This window comes from Arthrobacter sp. 10L430, assembly GCF_056395245.1.
Map to the genome: position 1 here is coordinate 58,526 of NZ_JBFTJD010000024.1, position 6,711 is coordinate 65,236.

6 protein-coding genes and 1 pseudogene are annotated in these 6,711 nt (G+C 63.4%); 3 read left to right on the forward strand and 4 right to left on the reverse strand.

Annotated elements, in window-relative coordinates:
• The first annotated feature begins 3 nt into the window (after positions 1-3).
• Positions 4-558, forward strand: coding sequence for a DUF3090 domain-containing protein (locus AC1DDG_RS17605; RefSeq protein ID WP_476877059.1), 555 nt, complete (start codon positions 4-6; stop codon positions 556-558).
• Positions 558-1,325, forward strand: a complete 768-nt coding sequence (locus AC1DDG_RS17610; protein ID WP_476877060.1) for an SCO1664 family protein — start codon at positions 558-560, stop codon at positions 1,323-1,325. Before AC1DDG_RS17605 ends, AC1DDG_RS17610 begins: the two co-directional genes overlap by 1 nt.
• A gap of 890 nt (positions 1,326-2,215) precedes the next feature.
• Here the strand turns inward: AC1DDG_RS17610 and AC1DDG_RS17615 are convergent.
• The 4 genes and pseudogenes from AC1DDG_RS17615 to AC1DDG_RS17630 form a co-directional block, all read right to left on the reverse strand.
• Positions 2,216-3,841 (reverse strand): radical SAM protein, encoded by a 1,626-nt coding sequence (locus AC1DDG_RS17615; RefSeq protein ID WP_476877061.1) that lies wholly within the window; start codon positions 3,839-3,841, stop codon positions 2,216-2,218.
• Entirely contained in the window at positions 3,838-4,200 is a 363-nt protein-coding gene (locus AC1DDG_RS17620) for a hypothetical protein (protein ID WP_476877062.1), read from the reverse strand. Before AC1DDG_RS17620 ends, AC1DDG_RS17615 begins: the two co-directional genes overlap by 4 nt.
• Complete coding sequence (locus AC1DDG_RS17625; RefSeq protein ID WP_476877063.1) at positions 4,197-4,955, reverse strand: prolipoprotein diacylglyceryl transferase; 759 nt, start codon at positions 4,953-4,955, stop codon at positions 4,197-4,199. The genes AC1DDG_RS17620 and AC1DDG_RS17625 overlap by 4 nt, the downstream gene beginning before the upstream one ends.
• Positions 4,956-5,315: 360 nt before the next feature.
• Positions 5,316-5,654, reverse strand: a pseudogene (locus tag AC1DDG_RS17630) (methyltransferase); the annotation flags it as partial.
• A 376-nt stretch (positions 5,655-6,030) separates the two neighbouring features.
• Between AC1DDG_RS17630 and AC1DDG_RS17635 the strand changes: the two are divergent.
• Complete coding sequence (locus tag AC1DDG_RS17635) at positions 6,031-6,369, forward strand: DUF1801 domain-containing protein (RefSeq protein WP_476877064.1); 339 nt, start codon at positions 6,031-6,033, stop codon at positions 6,367-6,369.
• Positions 6,370-6,711: the final 342 nt, after the last annotated feature.

Below are 6,711 nucleotides of genomic sequence, written 5' to 3' on the forward strand. Positions count from 1 at the left end.
GACATGCCTACACGTGTTCACGAGTTTGCCTGGCCCGATCGGGTCGTCGTCGGCACCATTGGCCTTCCGGGGGCGCGCACGTTTTACCTTCAGGTGCGCGCAGGGACGCAGATCGTGAGTATTGCCCTGGAGAAGCAGCAGTCGGCTCTGCTCGCGGAGAAGATCGACGAAATTCTCGACCAGCTCATCACGGTCGAGGGCAACCCCTTCAGCGTTCCCACGAGTACTCCCATTGAACTTGTCGACAACGACCAGCTCGAGGCCGTTCAGGAGCAGTTTCGCACCGGCGCCATGAGCTTAGGTTGGGACCCAACCACGGCCCAGGTCGTAGTAGAGGCCTACCCCATCGCCGATGTCGATGCTGATGACAACGACGCATCGCTTGATGAGGACGGCGCTAACGAGCCCGAAATGCTGCTGGTGCGAATGCCGGTCGGCACCGCCCGCGCATTCGCCAAGCGCACCCGTGAGATCGTGGGCGCCGGGCGTCCGACGTGCTCGCTCTGCGGTTACCCCATAGACGCCGACGGGCACATCTGCACCCTTCCCGAGGTCTGATGCCAGCGCCGGACCTAGTGACCGCCGAGCTGACGCTCACCGGCCGCATCACGACGGCTTCAAACGCTACATTTCTGGGCAGCATCGGCGACGTGGTGGTCGTCTATAAGCCGATAGCAGGCGAAAGTCCGCTGTGGGATTTTCCCCACGGCACCCTGGCTCACCGGGAGGTGGCCGCCTACCTGGTCTCGCAGGTCTTCGGCTGGGACGTCGTGCCGCACACCTGGCTGCGCGATGGTCCGATGGGCGAAGGAATGGTGCAGCTCTGGCAGGAGCCAGACCCCGCCCAAAGCGCCGTGACCCTGGTCGCGACGGACCACGTGCCGGAGACGGGCTGGAAACACGTTCTCGAGGGACGAGATGAGAACGGACGGATGGTCGCCCTCGTTCACGAAGACTCGCCTGCGCTCAGACGCATGGCGGTGTTCGACATGGTCGTCAACAACGCCGACCGCAAAGGCGATCACATCCTGGCCATGTCAGACGGACACCGGCATGGTGTGGACCATGGGCTCACCTTTCACCGTGACCACAAGCTGCGCACGGTGCTGTGGGGGTGGCTGGGAGACGCCCTGACCGCCGAGGAACGCGACGGCATCGATCGTGTCAGCGAAGGACTGCACGGTGGGCTGGGCCGAGACCTGGCGCACTTGCTCAGCGTCGAAGAAATCGCTTCGCTCGCCGCGCGCTGCGCCCGGTTGCGCTTGGCAGGGAGGTTTCCGGCTCCGAGCGGTGAGATGTCGGCGGTGCCCTGGCCGCTGTTCTAAGGGAACGACGGCTACGGGCTTCGCAGGCTGTGTCACGTTGATGGCATGGATCTAAAGGTAGCGACGGAGCTCATCATCCCTGAGTCCGGAGAATTGTTGGCGCAGCGAGCCGGACAGCTCGAAATGAACAGCCGCACAGTACACAGGACGCTTCAGAAATGCATCTGGGCGGGCGCGATGACCAAGGACTCCGGAAGTTCTCTTGGTCGCCACCCCGACCTGGAGCACCGACCGGCTACAGGAGTGGGTCAGCAGCTATCGTGAGGACAAGATCCGGGATTGAAACTGAAGGCATGCCGTGGACAGCAGGGTGGGAATGAGCAGGAGCCGAAATTATGGCTCGCTGTGGCGGCAGGTGCTGTCGCCCTAGTCACTGCCTTCTTTCTCTGGGCATCGTGGAAGAGCGAGCAGATCATCGCAGAGCTTCATTCAATCGCCGAGCGTCTACAAGCGGAGCCGGGATGGGAGAACCTGGATACCCAGTCTCCGGTGGCTGCTGCCAACATCCTGAGGCGTCTACGAGCCGAAAAGTTGAACTGCCAGCGAATATATCCCCCACAACCCAGCCGCCAACAGGACGCCCAGGTAGGCTAGGACCAGCCTCGTATCGCGCAGGTAACAGTTAGACCTCGTCAGGCCCCTCCGTCGCGCTTTCCAATAGCCTGCGAATCCGACTGCAGCGAACACGGCTACTGCCACCGGACCGGCTGCCCAGCCGAGCAGGGCAACGGTCGCGAAGATGCAGAGCCGCAGCGGATCGACGGGCGGCGGGGACTGCGGATCCGTTTCAGGGTCAGGCCTGTGTCCGTGCCGGACTGCGTGCTTGGAGCGCACCAGCTGCGACGGCAATGGCCCGGCTGCAATACGCCGGGCATCAGAAGCGGAACTCATCATTCCTCCCTATCGCTGACTCCGACCTGGCGGACGGGGAGAAGCTCCCGGCCCGTTGCTGTGCTCATACGTTGTCTGGCCAAGGCCGGCCACGCCTGAACAGCGCAGAACGGAGCGCACTGGTGATCGCCGGCGTCGCTCTTTGTGCCCACGTGGACGCAGCATTGCGTGAGCCGTTCCTCGATCATGGTGGAGATGTCCATGAAGGGCTTGACCATGATGCGGGTGATCCGTTCGGCGAGCAGCCGGCGCAGCCGCTGTTGTTGGCCCGGGAGCTTGCCGGCAGCCAGTGTGGCGAGTGTGCCGATGCCGAGGTCGCACTGGGTGCAGATGTTCTTCCAAAGATCCATTGTCCGCGGGTGGGACATCGAGGACTGCTCGCTCAGCAGGTCCAGCAGGGAGGATTTCATAAGGTTGCGCAGCTCGAGCGGGATCGCGCTGTCGGCGATGCGGTTGGCGATGCTGTCAGGATTGAGTTCCAGCCAGGCGAGCAGCTGATCGTGCCCGATGAGGGCTGTCAGCGAACGCCAGACCCCTGCGTCGTCCTTCAGCATGTAGCCCACGGACGCGCAGTGCGGATGTGAGCACGGGAGTGCTGTGAGGTCGTGCCATGAGACCACCCCTCCGGTCTGCTCCGCGAGCCTATCGAGTACCCCCGTATGGGTCAGTCTGTCCAGGGGGTCGATGCCGTGCCCCCGGCCGGAACCGAACACCGGCTGAAGCGCAACCCCGCCCACGAACGGGGTTTCCAAAGCCCTCATCACGACGGCGCCCACCCCACCGTCGTTGACGCCCAGTGTCGCTGTCATCGTCAGGGTGGTGAAAACACCTGCCTCGGACAGGCGCGCGATGGCCATGTCCTTGAAGCGGGTCAGGTCTCCCCCTCGGTGGTGGATGGATGCTCCTTTGGACGGGCCGTCGTATTGGAGGTACACCTCTACGCGGTCCCGGTGCCTGGCCAGCAGTGCGAGCAGTTCGTCGTCGGTCGCTATCAGCATGCCATTGCTGTTCACCATGATCCGAACGATCGGCCGAGCGACGAGCTCATCCAGAAGTTCGCCCAGATGGGGATAAAGTGTCGGTTCGCCGCCGGAGAGCATCAGCACGTCCAGCCGCCCGTTTTCGCGGGCAAGCCGGGTGTCGATATTCGCGAGCACCTCGCAGAGCGGTGCCACTCCCTGCAGTTGGGGGCCGGAGGCGGTGAAGCAGGTGGGGCAGCGCAGGTTGCAGTGCTCGATGATGTCCTGCAGGAGGATGCACGTGTGCTGCGTCTGCATGGCGGGCAGCCCGTAGGCGTAAGCCTCCGGTACCTGGCGGTAATTGCTGGCCTGGTCCGGGATGTGTTGCTTAGTCGGCGCCTGCCACTTCTCCAGGTAGCGCAGAATTTCCGGAGACTCGTCGTACAACGTGCTGACGAGTCCGTGGTCCGGGCAGCCGCGTTCGAGCCAGACCCGGTCATCGCGGATCAGCAGCACGCCGGAGAGGCGCCGCACCTGCGCGAGCGGGGGGTTTGTCTCGTGGCAGGCGGGACAGAAGGCTGTGACGTACCGGTGGATGCGGTCCCCGCGCAGCGGCTGGCCGGGACCGGGCAGCGCCGGCCGGGAAGAGAACGAGGACGGATTCATCTCTGGCCTCTCATCTGCGCGAGGCTTCCGACGCAGATCCCACCGCCGAGGAGGGTGAAGATCCCCAGGCCAATAAGCAGCCCCGCACCCAACCGGGACGTGCCTGGCCGGACCGCCAGCACAACGGCTACCGCCAGATACGCAGCGATAGGTATGAACGCTGCAGGCCCAGCGAGGAACGTCTTATACCCTTCATCCGGAGCGATACCCCTTGTTGTCCCGAAGTAAAGGGCATAAAGGGCAGGAGCCCCCAACAGGATTCCGAGCCACATGGAGCCGCGTCTTGGTTCAGAGGGCGGCTCCTCTTGCTGGGGCGGTGAGGGCGGGTTCCGGGGAACGTCGGTGTTGTCCTCGCTCATGCCACTTTTCCTTCCAACTTCGGGCGGAGTGGTTTCCCGAAGACCCGCAGCATCCGCCAGAACAGCAGGGGAAGAATCACCAGGAGGAACCATTGGGGACGGCTCATCCCCAGCCAGAGCACCTCGTTGCCGCGGACGAATTCGACTCCGAACCGGAACAAGGCGTAGGCAGTCACGTAGCAGATGAAGAGGTCGCCAGGACCAGGCAAACGGTCCCGATAACGCCACATGAGCGCGAATGCGGCCACATGGAACACGATTTCGTAGACAAAGGACGGGTGGAGCCCTACCCCGGGCGGTCCGCCCAACATCGCAGCCTGCCCGGGCGTGAGCGAAATCCCCCACGCTCCCCCCGTCGGGGTGCCGGGCAGTTCCGTGAGGAGACAGCCCACCCGACCGATGACCAGCGCCAAGGCGACCGCGGGCGCAAGCAAATCCCCGGTGGACTCGCGGTAACCTGTCAGCCGCTTACCCAAATGGACGCCTAACCACGCACCCACAAGGCCCGCGAGGATGCTGCGGTCGCCGTTGCCCCACCAGTCCGCGAAGGAGACCTGCCGGGAAACATCCCACGTGAGGACCCTTGAGCCAATGGCCCCGAAGGCGACAGCGAAACCGGCAATGGGCCACAACCGCGGGTCGGACAGGCCGCGCCGGCGCTTCTCATAGGCGTAGAACAGCAAGGCTGCGAGGATTCCCAGCCCTAACAGGCCGGCGTGCACCAGCCCGTCTCCCGCGAAGGGAAGCCCGATCATGAGCAGAGTGTAGCAGTGACCGTTCCTGCCCTCCGGTCCTATATTTGGACTTTCACGGGAATTGCATATGGACGTGGAGCCGCCACGCGGCTTCAGAGATGAACCGCTGAGAGACGGGTACACGGTGAAGGTGCTAGCGGAGCCCTAGTTCTTGAAGTTAGGGCACAGGATTATGCACCAATGGCATCTTTGCCTTGGGCTGGGACAGGATGAGCACTCAACGCCGCAGTCCAGCCTGCGCTTCCCCGCTCGGTGAGAAGCCGAGGTCACTATTTGGCGGTTGTATCCCACGCCTCGTGCATAACTATTTCGGACATTCAGTACCGACCACTTGGGCTGGCTGGGACAGCGCGCCAATCGTTACCGGCGCCCGGCTCGGTTGGGCTTAGGCCAAGGTTCCTTGGAGGATCGGCGCGGAGGACGAGGTGGCGGTGACCTGTTCCAGGCGCAGGCCGGCGACGGTCCAGATTTCTTCATGCTCGGCGGCGGTTCTTTCCGGCCGCCCAGAATGGTGCGCATGTGTAGATCCAGCATGACTGGCAGCGGGAAGCTGCTGTCCTCGGGGACGACGGTGTCAATGACAGTGATCCGTCCGCCGGGCCGAAGCGAGCGGGCGCAGGTGGCCAGGATGGCTGTGGCGCGCTCGCCGTCCCAGTCATGCAGGATGAGCTTGAGGAAGCAACCATCTGCCTCGGGAACGGCTTTGAAAAATCCCCTTCGACCACCTCACACTGTGCTGACAAACCCCTGTCCGGGATCAGCTGCCGCGCCGCAGGAACAAGGGTGCTTTCCTTCCCGGTGCGGACGACCTGATCACTCTAGAATCGTGGTCTGCTCCCAGTTGGCCCTCGTGAACCCGGGGCGCCGGGTGCCGACTTGCGCGTCGCCGGTTGGGAGCGCATCTCCGTCGACCACGAAGAGCCCAGCCGGATCGCGGATTGCCTCGTATGCCTCGACTACCCCACCTTGGCGACATAGGATTGTCACCGTCGGTCAGACGCCTTCGGTGGTCCACGGACGCACGCAGCCGGCCACAACAATTGCCTGACGACAATCCGAAGGAGGCTTGAACACGATGTTCACCAAGAAGGGTGACGCGGCTGTTCTCACCAAACTCCGTGAAGCCCCCGCAGAGTACCGGGAAATTGGAGAACGCCTACATAGCATCATCCGGGAGAGCGCGCCCTCGCTAGAGCCGATCGTACGCTGGGGACTCCCGTTCTATGTAAAGGACGGCAAGGACATCTGCTACATCAAACCGGATAGGGACTTCATCGCGTTTGGCTTTGGCGAAGTTGTGAACCCCGCACGTGAAGAGGGCGCCCACATGCACCCGGTCGCGTGGACGATCACCTCGCTGGATGCTGCGACGGAGGCCAAGATCCGCGCGCTCGTCGAGAAGGCGGTTGCGTGACACGGACCCGTGCAACAAAGTGCGTGCCAGCCGTGTTCAGGACGAGCAGGTGCCGGCATAGGACCGCGGAGAGCTTGGCCGTTTCCGCCCCAGCTGCCCCCTGACTTTGGCGATCCGCCACCGGGCACCGTAAAGGCTCCCGCCGAAGGCTCCGCTTACCGAACGACCTCTTCTGGCGAGAAAGTGCCCATAGCGGTATTTATCAAGCTGTTTGTGACAGCGGGGTGGTTTCTTTGTTGTTGATGCCGGCAGTGAGTGGTGATCCCGGGGCGGTGGGCTTGTGTCGGTATCTGTTTGGGTTGCGGGCGTAGCAGGCATCGAGTGTTTCTTGGCGCTGCTGGC